This is a genomic window from Ignavibacteriales bacterium (genome assembly GCA_016214905.1).
In the GTDB taxonomy this organism is placed as follows: Bacteria; Bacteroidota; Ignavibacteria; order UBA10030; family SZUA-254; genus PNNN01.
This window is the reverse complement of sequence record JACRMQ010000007.1, coordinates 972675-994329: the sequence shown is the minus strand read 5'-3', so window position 1 is coordinate 994329 and position 21655 is coordinate 972675. Positions and strand designations below refer to the sequence as shown.

Genomic DNA, 21655 nt, shown 5'->3' with positions numbered 1-21655 from the left:
ATGAGAGATGTTTATGTTGCCGGTATTGGAATAACAAGTTTCACACGGCTTGAATATCCGCTCGTTGAAATTGCCGCCTACCCCGGTTTAATGGCACTCCGCGATAGCGGTTTAAAAAAGATCGATCAGCTTTACGTTGCTAATATGGGAGGCGGTAGAGTAAATGCACAAACCGGTTTGGCAAGCGCGGTTGTTGATCATTTGAGTCTTACACCCGCTGGTGCAGTTACAATTGAAAACGGTCCTGCCTCCGGTGCCTCGGCAATCAAAGAAGGATTTATGGCTGTTGCGTCCGGTATGCACGATGTTGTAATGGTGATTGGCGCCGAGCGTATGAGAGAAGTCAATCAACTTGAAGCAACAGATTTTGTTGCAACTCTCACCCACCCGCTTGCCGAATATATTTACGGCGTGACTCTTCCCTCTCTTGCCGGAATGTTCGCACGATTGTACATGGATAAGTATGGTGTTACATCGCGGCATCTTGCAATGGTCGCGGTGAAAAATCATCACAACGCGATGGATAATTTCTATGCGCATCTGCATGAAGAAATTACACTCGAAGGTATTCTCGATTCACCAGAGGCATCCACGAATAATCCGTATGTCGCTGATCCGTTGAGATTCTATGATATGTGTCCCGTCTCAGACGGCGGCGCCTGTTTGATTCTTGCCAGCGCAGAGGTTATGAAAAAAATTAATAAACCTTTGGTTCGACTTGCAGGCATCGGACAAGCAACTGATACACATGCTGTTCATGAGCGAAAAGATCCAACCGATTTATTAGCGGTTCGTGAAGCCGCACGGCAATCTTTCGAGATGGCAAAAGTAAAACCGCAAGATGTTGATGTCGCGGAACTGCACGATGCTTTCACTATTCTTGAAATTGCAGAAAGCGAAGAAGTCGGTTTCTTCAAAAAAGGTGAAGGACATATTGCGCTTGAAAAAGGTGAAACTAAAATCGGCGGAAAGATTCCTATCAACCCGTCCGGCGGACTTAAAGCAAAAGGACATCCAGTTGGTGCCACAGGCGTCGGTCAGGCGCATGAGATTGTTCTTCAATTGCGCGGCGAAGCTAAAAAGCGGCAAGTGAAAAATGCAAAGATCGGATTCACATGTAACTTCGGCGGCTTCGGTAATAATGTTGTCTGTCTTACTTTTATTAAGGAGAAATGAAAATGGAACTGAACATTTATGCATACAAATGCAAGCGCTGCGGTGAGATTCATTATCCTTACAAAACAATCTGCAAAAAATGCGGGGAGAACGATCACAACGAATTCGATATCGTTCCTTTACCGAAAAAAGGCAAGCTGCTAACATTCACTATTCTTTACAATCCCCCATCAGATTATGAAGTTGTTACTTTAGCGCTCGGTGTTGTAGAGTTAGATGGCGGTCACCGGATGATGGGACAATTGAACATCAAGAATCCAAAGATTGGAATGAAAGTTGAGGGGAAAGTAGAAGTAGTCCGCAAGGAGGCATACAACAAGCACTTAGGAATGGTTTTCTATCAGGCATGATAGAAATCGTCAGTCACGGTAATCAAATCCGCCGGGGTAAATATTTTTTACATTCGAAATTTACTTCGGCGGTAAATTTTTGTTACGATGATTCTTTTGTTTTCGTTGTCAATAAAGAAGTCGGATCGGGGCCGCTAAACATTGTTGTGCAAGGAGTTATGGTCGATTCAGTATCGTCTTTGGAGGTTGGTAATGATAGTTTTTATCTGAATGGAAAGAAGTTTCGTTTTGACGAGTTGAAAATATACGACTCTAAATTGTATGTATCTGACTTCAACGAAAAAAAGTTGGGTCGCAATTTAAGATTCTTTGAATCAACTCTAATTGAATTCTCTCCCACGAAAAGTTTAGCGTTCCTTCTTGATGAAAATAGAAAAAAGGAATTCACATCATCGTTCGAGATTGAATACATCAAGCAGTGTGAGAATGCCGTCCGATTATTTCTATCGGATGATTTTCTCAGCGGAATCAAAATGCTCAAGGGTTTAGGTCCCGGACTCACACCAAGCGGCGACGATTTTATTTCGGGAGTTCTGATTGCACTGAATCTACGAAGCATGATTAATTCGTCTGATAATTCAAATGTCATCGAACAGATATATGAAACGGTTGAAAGCGGAAATCATTTTACAACAGCATTTTTGAGATGCTCAGCAAAAGGTTTTTTGCTAGAAAAGTTTAAACGATTGATCGACTCCCTTCTAAATGGCAATGAAGATGAGATTATTCAAAACACGAGAATGTTATTTACAATAGGAGCAACATCAGGGGCAGATCAGGCAGTCGGTTTTCTTATCGGTATTAAAAGGTTTATACAATGAACATAATTGGAATAATTAAAAAGGGCGAATACTATGACTCGATTTCCATCATGCTGATCGCGAAACAAATTTCAGAGCTTGATGGAGTAATTGATTCTGCCACCGTGATGGGGACGAAAGAAAACAAATCTATACTCACCTCTTCCGGCTTAATGACACCTGACATTCAACCGGCTGGAGAGATGGATCTCATCGTTGCACTCAAGCTTAAAGAGGGTGTTGATTCAAAAAATGTTCTTTCCATGATCGATGAGATTTTCAAAGCGACAAAAAAATCGGATGACGGTGAAAATTTTGCACCGCAAAGCATCGACGGAGCGTTGAATGTTTTACCGGATGCGAATCTGGCGATGATCTCTGTTGCCGGAAGATATGCGGGCGACGTGGCAATGCAGTCATTGCAACGTGGACTTCACGTGATGCTTTTTTCGGATAACGTTTCTCTGGAAAAAGAGATCGAATTGAAAAAATATGCCCGCGATAAAAATCTATTCGTGATGGGACCTGATTGTGGAACGGCAATCATCAACGGCGTACCACTTGCGTTCGCGAACGTTGTCAACCGTGGAAACATCGGAATTGTTGCCGCGTCTGGAACGGGATTGCAGGAAGTAAGCTGTTTAATCTCGAATGCGGGTTGTGGTATTTCTCAGGCAATCGGTACAGGTGGACGCGACGTGAAAAAGGAAATCGGCGGCATCATGTTCATCGAAGGAATGAAAGCACTTGCCAACGATCCGGCAACGAATGTAATTCTCCTCGTTTCAAAACCGCCCGCAACGGAAGTTGTGGAAAAAATCATTTCAGTCGCACATGGAATTAAAAAACCGATCGTCGGTATATTCCTCGGTGCAACTCAGGAACTTTTCAAAGGAAGTAATATTCATCAAGCGCTTACACTTGAAGAAGCAGCTTCTCTTTCGGTCGGTTACTCGAAAAAAGAAAATGCTTCCGCCGTTACTGATGTGTTGAAAAAACGCGAAGCTGAAATCATCAAAATGGCAAAGGAAGAATCGACAAAACTCTCTCCTGCTCAGAAATATCTCCGCGCACTTTACAGCGGCGGAACATTCTGCGACGAGGCGCAGTTGCTTTGTCAAAATGTTTTGAGCGAAGTGTATTCCAATATTCCTTTCGGCAGCAGCAAGAAATTAAAAGATTCGTGGAAAAGCGATAAGCATACGATTTTGGATTTAGGCGACGATGAATTCACCGTCGGCAAACCGCACCCGATGATCGACTACTCGACAAGGAACAAACGGATTCTCGCTGAAGCGGGCGATCCTGAAACGGCAGTCATTCTGCTCGATATTGTTCTCGGTTACGGTTCGAACATGAATCCGCTGGCAGAGATTATTCCGGTGATCAAAGAAGTGAAGAAAATTACCACACAGCAAAAGCGATATCTGCCGATAGTTTGCTCTGCAACCGGCACCGACAAAGATCCGCAAAACCGAACCGCAGTTGTCACTGCGCTCGAAGCGGAAGATGTGAAAGTAATGGAATCAAACGCGGCAGCAAGCAGGTTGGCAATCAACATCGTTAGCAGGAAGGGAAATTAATATGACGAATCTTTTCCAATCCGAACTCAAAGTCGTCAACATCGGACTCAAGTCGTTCAAAGAAACGCTCGACAGACAAAATGTGAAATCGGTACACGTCGATTGGCGACCGCCGCTCTTCACCGATGACAAATCGATATCGATCATCAAAACCAATACGGATAAAATTGAAGCAGCGAACAACCAGGCGGTTCAAAAAATCCTCAACAGCAAACCGTTCATCATCGGCATGGGAAAAGCCCTTGACGTTATTCCCGGTATGAAGGAAAATCTCCTCCTCCATGCCGGTCCACCGGTTATGTGGGACAAAATGTGTGGTCCAATGAGAGGTGCGGTGATTGGCGCACTAATCTACGAAGGTCTCGCCGACTCTCAGGAAAAAGCCGAGCAGGTTACCGCATCGGGTCAAATAGAATTTTCACCCTGCCACGAGCACTCAACTGTCGGACCGATGGCGGGAATTGTTTCTCCGTCGATGCCGGTGTTCATCTTACAAAACGAAGAATACGGCAACAAAGCATTCTGCACAATGAACGAAGGTTTAGGCAAGGTTCTCCGCTACGGTGCTTTCTCTCCCGATGTAATCGAGCGATTGAATTGGATGGAGAATAATCTTTATCCTTCACTCAAAAAAGCGATCGAAAAAATCGGCAAGATCGATTTGAAAAACATCATCGCGCAGGCGCTTCAGATGGGCGATGAAGTTCATAACAGGAACAGAGCCGCGACATCACTTTTGTACCGAACACTTGCGCCTGCCGTTATCCAAACGACAGACGACAAAGAAATTGTTGCGAACGTTCTCGAGTTCATCAACCGAAACGATCATTTCTTCCTCAATCTTTCGATGGGCGCATCGAAAATTTCGCTTGACGCTGCTCGCAACATTGAACATTCAAGTATTGCCGTCGCAATGGCGAGAAATGGAACAGAGTTCGGTGTCCAGGTTTCAGGAACAGGAGATCAATGGTTTACAGGTACATCACCAATTCCGGATGCACTTTTCTTCACGGGCTTCACAAAAGAGGATGCAAATCCCGATATTGGCGATAGCTCTATTACCGAAACAAATGGTTTGGGTGGATTTGCAATCGCTGCATCACCAGCAATTGTACAGTTTGTTGGTGGCTCAACGAAAGATGCGATCAATTACACGCTTAAAATGTACGAGATCACCGAAACGGAAAATAACATTTACAAAATCCCCTATCTCAATTTCCGCGGCACGCCTACTGGGATTGATGTTATAAAAGTTGTGGAAAAGAATATTCTTCCGTTTATTGATACAGGCGTCGCCCATAAAAATGCAGGCGTCGGGCAAATCGGCGCTGGAGTTTTGAGCGCACCCGCGGAACCGTTTGTAAAAGCAGTAATCGGATTAGCCAATAAAATTAATTCTCATAAGGAGTAATAAAATGAAGACACAAGAATTTCTTAATTTCATGGATGGACTGAAAGTTTACGATCTCACACAACGGCTCAGCATTCACACGCCGCCGTGGCCCAGTTATATGCCGTTTGGTATTCAATACTTCAAGCGAATCGCAGGCGCACATATGGGGCAAGGAGCGAACGGACAAATTATTCACACGAGTAATCATGTCGGCACACACATGGATGGCGAGATTCATTTCCATGCTTCAGGTCGGTCAATCGGGAATGTTCCGATGAAAGAGTGGATTGGTCAGGGTGTTGTAGTTGATATATCGAAAGAGGTCGGCGATTACGATTTATACACTCCCGAAATGCTGATGAAGAAAGTTGAAATAAAAAAAGGCGACATACTCCTAATCAATACCGGTTACAACCGTTACGCTTGGGATCAGAAAGGTTCTGATGAGATTCGATATTTTGTAAAACACCCAGGACCAGGACCCGGTTTCCACAAATGGGCGCTTGAAATGAAAATAAAATGGATCGGTGTCGATTGCGGAAGTGCAGATCATCCGATGAACACCATCATTCGTCAATGGCATCCCGCTCGATTTACAGAAGCCGAAGCGAAACTGAAGCGAAAGTACGACGTGAATTCGTGGGACGAAATGTTCCCGCAAGATGAATATTATCAGGTTATGCACTTGAAACTGTTCCCAAAGAAATTGGTGCATGCCGAAAACCTCGGCGGCGATATCAATAAGCTCGGCAACAAACGCTGTTGGATAGGATGCTTCCCATTGAGAGGCATCGAGTTAGAATCGGCAATGTGCCGTATTGTTGCATTTTTACCACCGAATGGAAAATAATTTTTTTGGAGAATTTAAAGTGCCCATAATTCATAAATTCGATTATCTAAAACCAAAAAACATAGGCGAGGCGTTAACGGTTCTTGCAAAATCAAAGAACACGGCGATACTTGCAGGCGGCACCGATCTCATTGATCTCATAAAAGAAAATGTTGTTCAACCCGAAGTGGTAGTTGATATCAAAGGGCTTGACGAACTTAATCAGATCAAATTTGAAAATGATTCACTTTTCATCGGGGCAGGTGTTACGTTTTCAGATTTGATCGAATCGAAAATCATTAAAGAAAAATATCCGGTAATCTTTGAGATATCCAAAACAGTTGCATCAGTCGGAATTCGGAACAGAGCAACTGTTGTCGGCAATATTTGCTCAGCAGTTCCTTGCATGGATAGCGGTCCATTACTCATGGCATACGATGCAACCGTGCAAGTGGTGGGACAAAAAGGCACGCGCAATATTCCCGCTGCCGAATGGTTCATTGCTCCGCGTAAGACTTCTCTGCAAAAAGGCGAACTTGTCTCCGGCATTTCGTTACTGTTTCCAAAAGTGAAACATGCCGGATGCTGGGTAAAGCTTGGCAGATATACAGGCGAAGATCTCGCGCAGGTGAATTTGCTTATACTCGCAATGGCTGATGGAACATTCAGGATTTCATTCGGTGCGGTGGCACCTGTCCCGGTGCGAGCAAGAAAAGTTGAGAAACTTTTAAACGGACAAGCAATTACTCCTACCTTAATCGAAAAAGCAAATCAGTTAATCGAGGAAGAGATCAAACCGATTACCGATGTGCGTGCGACAAAAGAGTATCGAATGCACATGGCAAAAGTGATGTTCGAGCGAGGATTGAATGCCACGATCAGCAGGTTGACCGGTAAAAGTCCGAAATATGGAACGAGTGTGATATAAGGAAATGACGATGAGACAAGAAATCAAATTTAATTTAAACAGCGAAACAATTGCACTCGAGGTCAATCCCAACGAAGTTCTTCTTGAAGTACTTCGGGATAAGATCGGTGTAAAAAGTCCGAAGTGCGGATGCGATAATGGAGATTGCGGCACGTGCACGGTTATGATCAATGGCAAAACCGTTCGCAGTTGTCTCGTGCTTGGTATCGAAGTCGACGGGCAGGAAGTGGTTACTCTTGAAGGACTTATGGATAGCGGATTGACGTCGCTTCAGAAATCGTTCATCGAGCATAATTCGTTTCAGTGCGGCTTCTGCGCGCCGGGGATGATTCTGTCCGCGACAGAACTTCTCGCAGAGAATCAAAAACCGAACAAAGAAGAAATTCAGGAAGCCCTATCCGGCAATTTATGCAGGTGCACGGGTTACACTCCCATCATCGAAGCAATCGAAGCGATCACTAAATAAGGGTTATGTCATTCCGAACGGAGTGAGGAATCTGACAACAAAAGATGCTTCACTTTCGTTCAGCATGACAAAGAGATATTATAGGATTAAAGGTTTATGACAGAAAATAAATATATAGGTAAATCAACAGTCAGAATAGATGGCAAAGCGAAAGTTACAGGCGCGGCTGAATTCATCGACGATCTCGATTTTGGTCCCGATCTTCTCTACGCGGCGATTGTCGAAAGCAAGTTCGCACATGCCCTCATCAACAAAATTGACACGAGTGAAGCTGAGAATATTCCCGGAGTTGTAAAGATTGTTACAGGGAAAGATTTCCCGTTCCGGTTCGGACTTTACATGCATGATCGATTCATCTTTGCTCAAGATAGAGTAAGATTTGTCGGAGAACAGATCGGTGCGGTGATAGCGAGAGATGCAGCAAGTGCATTGAAAGCGGCAAAGTTAGTGAAAGTGGATTACACTGAACTTCCGGCAATTCTCAACGTCGAGCAGGCACTTGCTAAAGATACAAACCTCATCCACCCTGAACTACGACATTATAAACACGTCCCGTGGTTCTTCCCCAAAAGCGACACGAATATTGCACATCTTAGAAAAGTCAGAAAAGGTGATGTCGGGAAAGCTTTCAAAGAAGCAGATTTTATTTTTGAAGATACATATACGGTTCCACGTTATGCCCACTGTGCAATTGAACTCCACGGCGCGGTTGGTTTGTACGATAATTCAGACCGACTGACGGTTTGGACGGCTTCGCAATCTCCATACACGCAACGGAATCTTTTTGCAGAAGCGCTTGCACCACTTGGATTATCGCATAAAGATATTCGGGTTATAACGCCGTTTATTGGCGGCGGATTCGGTGGAAAAGCCGGCGTCTCGATGGAAATTCTTGGCGCCGCATTAGCTACTGCTGTTAAAGGCAGACCAGTGAAAGTCCTCTGGTCACGTGCACAAGAATTTTACAACACATATCAGCGGCAGGGATTAACCGCGAGAATAAAAGTTGGATTGAAAAAAGACGGCACCATCATCGCAATGGATAATATTTTAAATTGGGACGCAGGCGCCTATGTCGAGTACGGCGCAAATGTTGTCAACGCTGCCGGACTTTCTGCTTCAGGTCCATACAATATTCCAAATGTCAACATCGATTCTGTTTGCATCTATACCAATCTTCCACCTGGTGGACCATACCGCGGATTCGGGTATTCCGAATTTTTATTCGGGCTTGAATCTCATCTAAATGAAATTGCAAAGAAAATGAAGATCGATCCGATACAACTTCGTCGTAAGAATGCAATCCGCGAAGGTGACATTCTCAACTACGGTGGCAAGATGAACGCGAACGGTTTACTTGAAGCAATCGACAAAGTTGAAAAAGAAATCGAATGGGGCAATAAAGAAACATCGAGCGATCCGAACAAAGCAATTGGTAAAGGAATTGCATTATTCTGGAAAGCGCCCGCGATGCCACCCAACGCTTCCTCCTCTGCGTTTTTGAAATTCAATGAAGACGGAAGCATCAACATTCTCATATCGGGGATGGAAATAGGTCAGGGTTTATTGACGGTCATGGCACAAATCGCGGCTGAAGTTCTAACTGTGCCGCCGGAAAAGATACGGGTTGAAACACCCGACACTGATCGCAATCCATATGAATGGCAAACAGTCGGCTCGCATGTTACCTGGGGATGCGGACGAGCAGTCGAAAGCGCAGCTATAGATGCGCGTGAACAAATTTTTGACATTGTTGAGCGGGCACTCGGCAAAGATCGAAAATCACTTTACCTTGAAGATGAATCTGTAAAATCAAAAACAGATAAAAATTTCTCTTTGAAACTTCGTGATTTTATTATTGCAGGAATTCAGAAACCGGACGGCTCGTACCGTGGCGGACCGATCTTAGGACGTGGAATGTTCATGCCGGAGTTTACCTCTGCATTGAGCGACCCTGAAACAAGTCAGGGCGGTCATCCAAACGTTCATTACACAGTTGGCGCAAGCGCAGTTAAAATTGAAGTTGATAAACAAACAGGCAAAGTGAAAATTCCTAAAGTGGTTCTTGCAGTTGATGTTGGCAAAGCGCTCAACCCCGATTTAATCAACGGACAAATCACGGGTGGCTTACTGCAAGGAATTGCTACTGTCCTTTATGAGGATATGCGATTCAATGAGAAAGGTAAACTTGTAAACGCAAACTTCACTGATTATAAAATTCCAACATCGATGGATATTCCAGATGAGATAGTTCCGATTATCATAGAAGTACCTCAACCCGATGGACCATCCGGTGCACGGGGAGTTGGTGAACACACTATGATACCCTGCGCACCGATGATTGCAAACGCTGTTGATGATGCTCTTGGAATCAGAATCAAATCGATGCCTATCACTGCTGAAAAAATAGCGTTGGCGTTGATAAATAAATAATTATCCATCCATTCTAAGCAAATAAAAAACCCTAATTGTTAATCTTATATCGGTATAGTCCGGCAGATGATGACAGGCTATTATTCGCGGCATAAAGGAATTTATTCCTTTTATCAATGCCAAGTGCCAATACCTGATCAATAGCAGTACCGATGCCGATACGTCTCCAGTTAACTCCATCATTAGTTGATATATGTACTCCCCCATTATCACAGAGGAAGAGCATCGAATCCTTATACATTATAAATTTATAAGCATTGATAAATCCCATCCAGTGCCATGAGATTCCATGATCCGTGCTACGTTGAAAGCCGCCCTCCACGCATCCAAGGTATACAACATTGGTACGATATGGGTTGACAAGCAAGCATACAGGTAGGCCCAAGGCAGAATCACGGATAACGTTGAAGGTATCTCCCCCATTATATGATTTCATTAAATAACCGGTCCAGTTCATTCCTAAATAAAGTTCATTCGAATTTTTTGGATCGATTGCGAATGCCGTTACCCCATCTGCGAGCGGTGGAAAACTCCCTTCCCACTTAGGCGGTAGCATAAACCATGTATTACCGGCATCTACAGATTTTAGCAGCCCGCCTCCGAAATAACCGGAAATGCTTGTATATAAAACATTGCTGTTTGTGGGGTCAATCGTTATGCCGGCCCCCATTTCCCAGTCTAGGTCCATCATTTTATCTATTCTAAACCACGAATCTCCCATATCGGTAGATTTAATTACCCCAGGGATACAATCATTTAATGGTCCAAGACTGGCATAAAGTATATTCTCGTTTTGGGGATCTAATATTATTTTACCGACTGAGATGCTATCTGTTACTTTTTTCCATGTACCTCCCCAGTCGGTGGATTTTATTATTTTACCCACCGTACCACCACTAAAATCGCTCCCGATACCAACAAATATTATCCAAGGCTTTTGTGGCACAACAACAATCGACGAAATGTCATCTATCCCTGAAAGCCCAACAAAATCCCACGTGTTTATCTGTGTAGGTGGTTGGGGTGGCAATGGTGGACTTACAATTTGAGGATTAGAATTACAACTTAATGTGAGAAAGGAAAGCCAAGATAATAATACGATTATGGTAGGGTAGTAAAATCGATTAATTCGTCCTTGGGATAACATTTGCACACGAAATATTTTATAGAAAATCAGAAGATATTCAAATATTCTATCCATTTGAATATCCCATTGGCTGAGATCTTTGTACATCGTATACCTCACATTAGTTAAAATATCAGCACTAACAAATTTGTTCAATAAAAACTTTACTTATTAATTTGTATGATCGACAACATCTTCGAAGGGGAATACTATCATTTCTCTCATGGAAGTTAGGCAATTATAAATTTAATGTCAACGAGAAATTTATATTTTCATCGAAAATCATTTAAAGTGAACACACACCCCGTCATCCCAACAAAAATAACTAATTTAGAACTCCGATTTCCTCGTGAGAAAAACCGGAGTTCTAAATTAGCAGAATAAGTTATAATAGAATTAATACTATCTTAGCAACATCAACTTTTTAACACCTGTAAAAGTATCTTTCGGATTTGAGATGCTGGTTGCATCGATCCTGTAGAAGTAAATTCCGCTTGCGACATTCATGCCCGAGCTATTATTCGATTTCCATTCAATAGTTCTATATCCTGCCGATTGAATATCGTCTACCAACGTAATTACTTCCCTTCCCAAAATGTCGTAGATTTTGAGCCGTATGTGGCTTTCTGCCGGAAGTCCATATTCAATCTTGGTTATAGGATTGAATGGATTCGGATAATTCTGTTGAAGACTGAATTTTTCAGGTACTGGTTCATCCTCCTTCACACCAACAAATGTAGAGTCGATGTAGAACATGAATGGTTTTGTTTGATAAGAACTTTTGTTCATTGCAGGATCAACAGCGCGAACATGCCAGTAATATGTTCCCCTGTTAAGCGACATGCTCACAGGTACCGTCATCATAGTATCGCTTGAATAATATGCCGCTCTAACAGAATCGAACAATGTATCGAACGCACATTCCCAGAAATATTTCACTCCCGGTTCGGTTACACTTGTCCAACTGAACGAAGGATTGGCAACTTTAATTATTGCACCATCAAGAATCGACAGCAACAAAGGCATATCAGGTGGTTGTGTGTCTATCGTGAACTTAATTGGTGTACGGAAACCGCTATGGCTTCCGGATCTGCTCACTCCCTCAACTCTCCACCAATATATTCCGTCGATAAGTGAATCGGTCATGGTATATGTTGTCTCAGGAATTGAACCGATGGAGTGAACATTTAATGTGAACAAACTATCGGAAGCATATTCGAAAACATAATGACCCAATTTCCCTGCAGTCGGAGTCCACGTGAACGTCGGTCGCGGATTACTTGTGGCAGACCCAGATGTAAGTTTTAAATAGACAGGTGATGCTATACCATCGACCCAGGTTACTGCATCCGGAGATAAAGGTTCATCCTCACGCAGTCCGGCATTATCAATTGCGACACTGTAGAACGAATGAATTCTTTCGTTATCACCTAAGAAGACTGCCGAGGTATCTTTGGTCTCGGTTAACCATTTAGTATAAGAACCTGAATCATACTTTACATATATATCGTATCCGCGAATACCGGAACCGAGCGAATCATCTTGACCACTCCAACTGACAACAAATTCACCGGTATGAGTTGTGTCGGGAAGCAGCAGCACATGACTTTCAGGTTTAGCAGAATCGACCGTATTGATATAAAGATTCGTTACAATGGGTGGATTATAATCGAAGACAATGCTTGCAGAATTTTTAATCTGTGTTCCGGACGCTAAATTGGGCTTTGGCATAATACTGAAGATTGCCCAACCCTGCCCTTCGGGAGGATTAACATTTGGAGGAAGCATGATTCCACCAAACGTCCATGTGATCGATCTTGAAATTGAATCGACAGTCGTAGTTAAAAATTGCGGATGACTTGAGCTTAGAAGCTGCAAGGTATTTAAATCAAAATTTGTATCAAGCGTATCGCGTACAAAAATAGATTCCGCCTCGGCGCTTGCCGATGCTATGTTCTCAAATTCAACAAGATATGTGAACGGTTGGTCGGTTGTTGTCCAGTGATACGTGGTATCGTAACCACCCGGACCCGATTTATGATTTGGATCCATCGCGGCGACCGGTTGAACGGGTTTATCGCTGGTCGGGTCGGGCCAACATTTCTGTCCGATATCAACACCGCTTGCAATTAAATCAGTAATGATCGATGCTACTTTGATCGCGGTTGCAATCGGTCCGCCCATAACATAACCCGCGCAGAAGAGAGCATCCTTTACTGTAGATGCCATCATTTGAACATACGAATAACCGTCTGCCTGATCTGCTGCAATTAACGATGCGATGGTAGTAAATGTATTGATACCCAAACTTATACAATCGTTCGGAATAAACGCACCGGCAACATTTCCAATCAACGCGCCCACCGCAGTAACACAAGCCCAATTTATTTCCTGAATACCAATCAAACTTTGACCCATCTGAGCGGATAAGCTTGAGGCAGTGTACAAATGTCCGTCCAAGGAATTTATTCCTGCGGTAATATGGAATGGTGGTGTACCCCACGGAATTTTTATCCTGAAATTGATTTGCCGTGTTTCATTCGCATGTAAAAGCGGAAACATAATCGGGATGATTCTTTCCGTTTCAGATTCAATCCATCCTAACGAACTATTCCAATCGATTCCATCCGGTTCAGGTGTGGGGGCAAAACTGAAATCGGGTGTAAATATTACGTTCTTCGGAAGACCGCGAATAAAGAGCAAAGCACCTACTGCATCTATATTTCCAACATTCCCGACGATAACTGAAAATGTTTGCTCTCTCCCTATACGAACACGATCGGGACCGACAATGTCTGTCCACAATCTTTTATGAGGTGCTTCTAACGTGAATCCATCATAAAAAGTCGTAGTTCCGCTATCGGGATTCATGACGGTTACGTTCCAGGTACCAAGAGTATTATCCTGAAAATCAAAAACCACCATCAACTTTTGTGAATCGATGACTTTTGTGTAATTATGATGGACAAAATAATCGGGTGATCCATCTTTGGTTAATTTCACAGTCGCGCCTGATCGGAAATTATGCCCATGTATATAAGCCCTCAGTATGCCATTATTACCCGCATAATTCGGTGTCATGCTGAGGATAATAGGATCTGCACTCGTGCGAACCACAGCGAGATTTCGGATTACTGTATTGTTGGAAGTATCCTGATCACCAACAAGAAAAGCATCGCAGCGAATCACATGAGTTCCTGATGGAGAAGCAGTCCATGATTTCGCGAATGTAATCGTTCGCGTTTCCCACGGTGCTAACGTTGCCGTAAGCGTGTCTTCATAAAGAGATCCGATTCTAAATCGGTAAAGAGCCGTTTGTTCAACATTCCGAACGTTCGCAATCTGTACCATCGGTGTAACTACTGTATCACGGCTGATTATCCCCGCCGGTTCCAGAATCTCATTTACTCTTACATCTTTCTCCCACCTTATGTAGACGTCGCTGTTATCGATTAAAGGTATCGGCACACCTTGATTGAAAACAACTCCAACCAATCTCAATGTTGATGTTGATAATTTCGGCGCTCCATACCGTGTGTAAAATTTAACTTTCCACAAAACTCCGGGACCGGTTATCGGTGAAAGTGTTGCTGTTGCTATTGATAGCGTCTCAGGTCTGGCAGCGCCATAAACCTCGCTTCCCTCGCTGAGTGTCCCTGCCGTTATTACGCTCGGATTTTCAAAAAATGTTGAATCGAATTTGACAATCATCTGCGCGGCTGTAATACCGGGTGTATATTCCGTTATGTAGATCGGGAGTATGACAGAATCGCGCGACAGCATGTTCGTATCGGGTATCGATAATTTCACATCGAATATGTTGATGTTTTGTGAGAATCCTATCTTCCCCACCGAATCGGCAACGTCAATAACAACACTTCCACTTTGATTTGCGTGGAATAAACCTGTGTTCGATATTGTGCCTTTAGCCGGATCGGCAACATGCCACTGTAATGGATAAACGGGCGAACCGCTTGTCACAGAAAATAGCAATGAATCACCGACGAGAAGATTGGCGGTTTGTGGAGTTATTCCCAAAACTGTACGATTGTTGACGTATAGATTTCCGTCTCTAACCGTTCCCAGAATATTTTCGTTAAACAGCAAATTCGAAATATTTAATCCGGTCCAGCCATAGGTAAGAATCGAAACCTTGAAGTTAAGATAGATCAAAACTTGGGTTCCAATTCCATTTAATCTGTTTGATCCTGCAAATGAAATTTCTAACCGGTTTGAGACTTGTCTTACTGAAGGTGTGGTATATCCCTCCAATAATGTACCTGCCTGATCTGTTTCAAGATAAGATATCAGGTCCGGATTGTACGTGATAACGAATTGACCCGATGTGACATCGACCTGACCTAAATCAGTAACATATATCGGAATCTTGAGATTATACCCCTGCAAGATAGAAGTATCGCGAATGATCATTTTAAACGCCCGGACTTCTACAACTCCCGATGTATCGATGATATTATTATTATCCTTTGCAACTACTTTTACAAATCCAGCATGAACACCTGTCAGCAATCCATTCGCATCTATAGTAGCAACAGACAGATCTGTCGTTGTCCATGTTATTGGTGCTGTTGCGTATGAAGCATAGAATTGTTGTTGGTCTGCAACGCTTAAAGTTGCATTCTCGGGATAGACAGAGATATAAGGCGGATTTGAGATCCAAATTGTTCCGCTTCTAGTTTCTGTTAAAGGACTTCCTTCGTTCAACATCGCCCTGGAGAAGATGAAGCTGGACCCCCACGCGCCGGAAGAAGAAATTGCAGTCAGCTTTAGATAAAGCAATACTCCGGTCCCTGTCAGCGATTGAGTTCCGGCACCCGCGATTGTTAGATGCGTTTTGTAATCATGATAAGTCGGTAATCCCCAACTCTGGGTTAACGATCCCGCAACAATAATGCTGTCGATTTGGAATGCGCCGCCATCATAATTAAAGTCAACTTCATACGAAGTAACATTTAATCCTGTCAAAGCGCTATCGACTGAAATCGGATAGAGGAATGATGTACCTCTGACGACCGTGGTATCTTTCATCGAGAGCCGGATCGGCTCTGCCGCCGCAGTCACAAAAACCACGGCGGAGAGAATTGCAAGAAAACATATAATGCGTTTCATAATTTACTCCTTTCAAAAGTTCTATGAGTATGCAAGTGTATTTTCACCTGATCCTCATTTCACAAGGAGCATTTTCTTTACGCTCGTGAATTCTTTGGTGCCGAATGCAACTAACCTGTAGAAATAGATTCCGCTTCCAACTCTTTCACCAGCATCATTGGTTCCGTTCCATACAGCATCGTATCTGCCGGCGTCTTGAACACCGATTGCGAGTGTTTTTATTAACTCACCAAGCGAATTATAAATACTTATTGATACATTTGCTCCGTCGTCAGGAATTTCATAATGAATTTTTGTAGACGGATTAAATGGATTCGGATAATTTTGTTCGAGCGAATAACTGATCGGTTTGCCAACGATTGATGATTTGCCCGATGAAGCAAGCGAAGTGAAATCATCTTCATTCAGAAGAACACTTGCGAAACCAACTGATGAATTCACTGTGCCTCTTATATTCTTTCCGATTTCCAAAGTCAGCATAATCGCATCGCCGTTAACTTCCAAATATTTTGCCGAAGCGAGAATGATCCGTGCTTCGCCATTGGAAAATTTTGTAGCGATATTCATATCAGCTAACGCGGATGTGACACTGGCATCTTTAACCGTGAACACTTCCGGATCGTACTTCAGCACAACCTCGGCACTTGCAAGATGCTGAGCATTATTGAATCGGATTGGTACATCTACAGTTGTTCCGAATTCACCCTGAATATTTCCCATCTCGATGGAGGATGCAAACACTTGTTGTTGTTTCGGAATCGAAACTTTTCCACTGTCTTCCGCCGGGAATGTGGTGATAAGTCCAACCACATATTGAAGTATAAGAGAAGCATCGTACGCGGTTACACCACCGGTGCCGCTGACGTCCGCCACTCCTTTTTGTGTTACCGTTAGTGGGTTTCCGATAGAATCCGCACGGAACTTCAGTATCATCGACGCATCGAATGCTTGTATGCTGCCATTCAAACTAACATCTCCCATCTTGGGACGGAGTGAACCATGATTTGTGTACGGCTCAAATTCAACACTGTCCGAAACAACGCTTCCCAATCCTCCTGGATTTAATGTTGCATGATACGGTCCTGTATCATCGCCCCACCAATTATTTCGTGCGTCAATTTTAAAGGTTTTGTCTGCATTATACACACCGAAACCTTGCGGATACGGCAGATAATACCCGGGACATTGATAAATATCGCAATCATTGATTACCGGGCTTGAAGCGCCGGAGACATATATTCCATTTCTATTCATACTGAATGAACAATTAGTTATTGTTGGGCTGGCGCTGTTTATATAAACACCTGCTGCGCCATTCCAGTAATAACCGCCATATCTGACCACGCAATGTTTCATCCTGCACTCGGGATCCAATGCTTCATTCAGGAATTGAATGCTAGACCAGTTTTCGTATCCAGGAACTGTCCAATTTGAATCAGCATTCGTATCACCGCCATAGAAATCATCACGAATCGAAGTGAACACGATAGTGCTATCGGTTGTTGAACCACCCTCGGCGATGAGTCCTTTACGAACATAGATCACTCCGTAAGGTTCAAATTTAATTACTACACCCGGTTCAACGGTTAATATTGCGCTTGTACCGACAGTGAAGCTGCCGAAGATATACGGAATATTTGTATAGCCGGCAAACGGACGTTTAACCAATGTGAAATCCTGCGATAATGTCTCGTCCTGAATTCTAATCCCGCGCCACGTTGTTCCAGAAATTACGTTCCCAACAGCCGAACTTGGAAACGATAAAATTGAAGTGAGAATTGGAGCGTTGTCAAGATTATGAAACACACAGCTATCAACAATGGGCTCCGATAATCCATTCATATGCAAACCACGGTAATCTCTATCGAACCTGCAATTCGTTATTGTAGGCGATGCTTGATTCATATAAACACCAGTCTCCGTATATCGAAGTATGGTGTTCCGCAATGAGCACTCAGCATCTACACTTATGTCATAAAAATAAATTCTGGCATATCCACCCCAGATAGAGGGCCATTGGAAACCATTCGTTTCTGTATCTTTAGGATTTCCATATTGGTCATCGGCAACTGATGTAAAAACAACTGGCGCCGATGGAGTACCATTCGATATTAATCCTCCGTTTACACTAATATATCCTCCTTTAAAAACAACACCTTCAGGAATTGTAATAGTAGTTCCTGAATTAACAGAAATCCATTCTAAAATACGATAAGTAATATTGGTAAAACCGGCAAGATTACGCTTCGGGATTGTCGCAGTAACCGAATAAGTTTCGGGCATAACTCCGATCGTCCGATATCCTATGTTCGAGGCAATGATATTGGTAAAAGTCGGATTTGCGAACATACTCAATGATACAATATCATTCGATACGTTATTCAAGAGTGTATTAGATACAACCGGCTGCGCGCTTCCGTAGGCACCGATGCCTGTTGAAGCGGTTTGTTCGATTGCACAACTATCTACCATACCTTTTCCCCAGAAACGTACTTCGCCCCATTCCCAAATACTGCCATATCCGCTACCACCATAACGAATCTCACAATTCTTAAGAGAGTTTAGAGAATCAAGTCCTGAACTATAAAATACCATACCCTTCCAGTCCCAACGATTGGGTGCACTCACATTGCCGTCATTGTTCGTATCTCCACCTTTCGAATCATCCCTGAGAGATGTGATTACAATTTTCTGTGTTTCTGTCCCTTCTGCAACAAGTGCTCCATTTATCCAAATGCCGCTCCATCCGTCTGGAACATTCTTAATTACAACACCCGGTTCTATTGTAAGAACAGCATTCGCACTAATAGTTAGTCCCTGAATGATGTAGGCGATATTGCTTATGCCGGCAACATCACGTTTTCTTAAATACGCGTTTGAAGATAATGTGCCTTCTAACAATCTTATTCCCTGACTTCCATTACCCGCAAATGAAATATTTGTAAAAACCGGATCCGACATTAAAGACATCGCAATAGGATCGTATCCGCAACTGCTGATGCTTAAATTTGTAACAGTGGGGATAGATGCACCTTCGCATCGTATTCCATAAAAAGCAGAATTGATTATTGTCGAATTTCTTAATATACTGCTCGCGTCTGTGTAGGTAACAGCACCCCACCAATTACCGCCGCTGAATTTTACCTGACAACTATCCAGCAAACAATAACCATCATCACTTGTCGATTGGAAACGGATCGTATACCAATTCCCTCTACCCGGCGCACTTGCCTGCCCGTCTCCGTTTGTATCAAACGGATTTCCTACATTATCATCTCTTATACCTGTGAAAATAATTTCTCCTTCAGCAATAGTTCCTTTAGCACGGAAACCACCGTTTACCCAGATACCAACGTTATCATTCATCTTAATAACAATTCCCGGCTCAACGCTCACATTTGTCCCAGAGTTGATTGTTAAATCACCAAGTAATACATAAGTAATGTTTGTATAACCGGCTACATTCCGTTTTTTTATTGTTCCGTTGAATCCGACAACTTCACTTATGAGCCCGATTGCATTCCAGCCCACGTTAGTGAAGGTTAGATTGGTCATAACAGGATCTGCAGAAACCGACATCGCAATAGGTGTATATTGTGAATTTATAATAGTGGTATTCGATATCTTAACTCTCGATGTTTGATACGCGATTAAACCGTAGACAACATCTTTAATCTCACAATTTGAAATTGTAGGATGCGCACCAACAGTCACAATTTGCGCCTGACCATAAGAAGGAACCGTTCCATATTTTATCCGGCAATAATTTAGCACCGATGTTGAATCGCTCGATGTTTCAAATAAAATTCCACCCCAATTGTATCTGTCGGGTGAAGTCGTTGTACCGTCTTTATTCGTATCACCGCCAAAATTATCATCTTTTATTGATGTAATTGTTATCATGCTGTCGGCGGTGCCGTTCGCAATCATCTTCCCCTGTATGTCGAGCCGATTCCAATAATTAATTCCTTTCAAAACAACTCCTTTATGGATAGTTAATGTTCTACCGGCCGGTACGATCACATCTCCTAAAAGAACATAAGTTACATTCGGTACCGCTGTAACCGAGCGAATCGGAACCACAGCGTCCGCAGGCAGAGTTCCGCCGAGTAATCCGATTGCATCGTACGTATTATCCGAGAAGGAAAAAGTGTTGTTGTCAAAATTCGGATTGCAGGAGAACGACATGGCTATCGGAGTCATCTGACTTGAACCGATTGTATTGTTAGTGAAGATAGGATTCGAGACACCATCCATCATCGCACCATAATAATTGTTTGCCATCGAACATAAGTCAATCGTCGGGCTGGCATTTGTCATACTGATTCCACCGTAGTTTCCATATCCCGCGTACGTAATATTGCATCGCCGAAGAACACAAGACGCGTCAATACTTGCATCTCTGAAATAAATGCCATACCAATTACTTGAACTCGGAATAGACGCAGTCCCATCACCATTCGTATCACCGCCAAGATTGTCGTTCCTATAAGTTGTAAAATAGATCGATTGTCCGGGACCGGCAATTGCACTAAGAATTCCATCGACATATAAAAAGGCACCATCAACAAACTTCAGAATGTTTGTAGATGCTATTTGTAGCGAGCCGCCGGTATTTACTGTATGGTGAGAATAAAAAACATACGGAACAGCAATCGTATCGAGTACGAGCGCATTCGAATTATTATTAAAATATAGATATATACCGTTATTGCTATTACCCGCCAGATTATTTGTCCCGTTGAAAACTAATGAACCGGGACCATTATAAGAAATGGGCCATCCACAGTTGGAAATATTTGTATTGGTTAATGTAACCACCGCATTAGTGTAAAGGATGATTCCATAATTTTTTGAGTTATTCATATCGCATGAAGTGAGAGATGCCGTTCCATTTTCGATATAAATTGTTGCAGCATATTGAGGTGATGCTGTACCTCCATATTTTATAACGCAATTGTTCATATTCAAACTTCCAACAGTCGCTCCTGTCCCAACCTGGATATATCCCCAATCACCTTTCTGTGGATTGCCGCTCGTTGTGTCTTTCGAAGAAGTAAATGTAACATATGAGGCATTCACTGTTCCCCATACATACATCAATTGTCCTCCTGTGAACCGGACAACAACGCCTGAATCTATGGTTAAAGTCGTCGCATTATTAATTGTAACTGTACCAACAACAGTGTATGGACTTCCGGCTAAATTCCATGTTCCCGATACAACACCGGAAACATTTGTCTGAGCATAAAGTGCAATCGTAGAAAAAATTGCAAGTATAATGATAGCAAATCGTTTCATGGCGAATCTCCTATAATATTATTTTGATGAAATTTTGTTTTCGCGAAAGAACAAAGCACCCATTATGGATTGTGATTTTCCTTAATAAGACATATCTCTCTGAAATAATGAAGAGGTGAGATATTGACAGAAAGATAGGA

Annotated in this window: 12 protein-coding genes; 9 read left to right on the top strand and 3 right to left on the bottom strand. The window is 42.8% G+C overall.

The window, feature by feature from the left end; genetic code table 11:
• The 9 genes from HZB59_11315 (at position 1) to HZB59_11275 (ending at position 9958) form a co-directional block, all read left to right on the top strand.
• Positions 1-1176, top strand: a complete 1176-nt coding sequence (locus tag HZB59_11315) for an acetyl-CoA acetyltransferase (protein MBI5022014.1) — start codon at positions 1-3, stop codon at positions 1174-1176.
• 2 nt (positions 1177-1178) lie between these two features.
• Positions 1179-1526 (top strand): OB-fold domain-containing protein, encoded by a 348-nt coding sequence (locus HZB59_11310; protein MBI5022013.1) that lies wholly within the window; start codon positions 1179-1181, stop codon positions 1524-1526.
• A complete protein-coding gene (locus HZB59_11305) occupies positions 1523-2347 on the top strand; it encodes a DUF2877 domain-containing protein (protein ID MBI5022012.1) in 825 nt (274 codons plus the stop codon). The genes HZB59_11310 and HZB59_11305 overlap by 4 nt, the downstream gene beginning before the upstream one ends.
• Entirely contained in the window at positions 2344-3909 is a 1566-nt protein-coding gene (gene fdrA / locus HZB59_11300) for an acyl-CoA synthetase FdrA (protein MBI5022011.1), read from the top strand. The genes HZB59_11305 and fdrA overlap by 4 nt, the downstream gene beginning before the upstream one ends.
• Position 3910: 1 nt before the next feature.
• Positions 3911-5320 carry a DUF1116 domain-containing protein gene (locus HZB59_11295; GenBank protein ID MBI5022010.1) on the top strand — a complete coding sequence of 470 codons (1410 nt, stop codon included), beginning with the start codon at positions 3911-3913 and terminating at the stop codon, positions 5318-5320.
• A gap of 4 nt (positions 5321-5324) precedes the next feature.
• Complete coding sequence (locus tag HZB59_11290) at positions 5325-6152, top strand: cyclase family protein (protein MBI5022009.1); 828 nt, start codon at positions 5325-5327, stop codon at positions 6150-6152.
• A 19-nt stretch (positions 6153-6171) separates the two neighbouring features.
• A complete protein-coding gene (locus HZB59_11285) occupies positions 6172-7059 on the top strand; it encodes a xanthine dehydrogenase family protein subunit M (protein ID MBI5022008.1) in 888 nt (295 codons plus the stop codon).
• Between the two features lie 10 nt (positions 7060-7069).
• Complete coding sequence (locus tag HZB59_11280) at positions 7070-7525, top strand: (2Fe-2S)-binding protein (GenBank protein MBI5022007.1); 456 nt, start codon at positions 7070-7072, stop codon at positions 7523-7525.
• A gap of 96 nt (positions 7526-7621) precedes the next feature.
• On the top strand, positions 7622-9958 hold the full coding sequence (locus HZB59_11275; GenBank protein ID MBI5022006.1) for a xanthine dehydrogenase family protein molybdopterin-binding subunit: 2337 nt from the start codon (positions 7622-7624) through the stop codon (positions 9956-9958).
• 31 nt (positions 9959-9989) lie between these two features.
• Here the strand turns inward: HZB59_11275 and HZB59_11270 are convergent, their stop codons facing one another.
• From HZB59_11270 to HZB59_11260, 3 genes are all read right to left on the bottom strand, one after another.
• The gene (locus HZB59_11270) at positions 9990-11192 is read right to left on the bottom strand and encodes a hypothetical protein (protein MBI5022005.1); all 1203 of its coding nucleotides are present in this window, start codon (positions 11190-11192) and stop codon (positions 9990-9992) included.
• Between the two features lie 294 nt (positions 11193-11486).
• Positions 11487-16214, bottom strand: a complete 4728-nt coding sequence (locus HZB59_11265; protein ID MBI5022004.1) for an Ig-like domain-containing protein — start codon at positions 16212-16214, stop codon at positions 11487-11489.
• 54 nt (positions 16215-16268) lie between these two features.
• A complete protein-coding gene (locus HZB59_11260) occupies positions 16269-21515 on the bottom strand; it encodes a right-handed parallel beta-helix repeat-containing protein (protein ID MBI5022003.1) in 5247 nt (1748 codons plus the stop codon).
• Positions 21516-21655: the final 140 nt, after the last annotated feature.